The organism is Clavibacter lycopersici (assembly GCF_003576405.1).
Classification (GTDB): Bacteria; Actinomycetota; Actinomycetes; order Actinomycetales; family Microbacteriaceae; genus Clavibacter; species Clavibacter lycopersici.
In genome coordinates this window covers 1-344 of the sequence record NZ_QWGT01000584.1, presented here as the reverse complement: position 1 = coordinate 344, position 344 = coordinate 1, and the positions used below count along the sequence as shown (strand labels likewise).

Genomic DNA, 344 nt, shown 5'->3' with positions numbered 1-344 from the left:
GAGCGCGCCACCTCGGCCGTCGCGCGGTGCGCGCGCCGGCTGGCCGGCGACGCCTGGTCGGACAAGGGCGGCGGCACGTCGGGGGCGCTGTGGGGGCTCGTGCTCCAGGCCGTCGGCGACGCGCTCGACGACGAGGACGCGGATCCGGTGACCGCGCGGGCCGTCGCCGCGGGCGTGGGAGCCGCACGCGACGCGGTCATGGGCCACGGCAAGGCCGCGCTCGGCGACAAGACCATGGTCGACGCGCTCGTGCCGTTCGCCGACGCGCTCACCGAGCGGGTCGGGTCGGGCGCATCGCTCGCCGACGCGTGGGCCGCCGCGAGCGACGCCGCGCGGGAGGCCGC

General features: G+C 79.9%; 1 protein-coding gene. It reads left to right on the top strand.

The window, feature by feature from the left end:
- A partial coding sequence (locus DZG00_RS16645; protein WP_119455881.1) for a DAK2 domain-containing protein occupies positions 1 to 344 on the top strand: 344 nt, incomplete at both ends.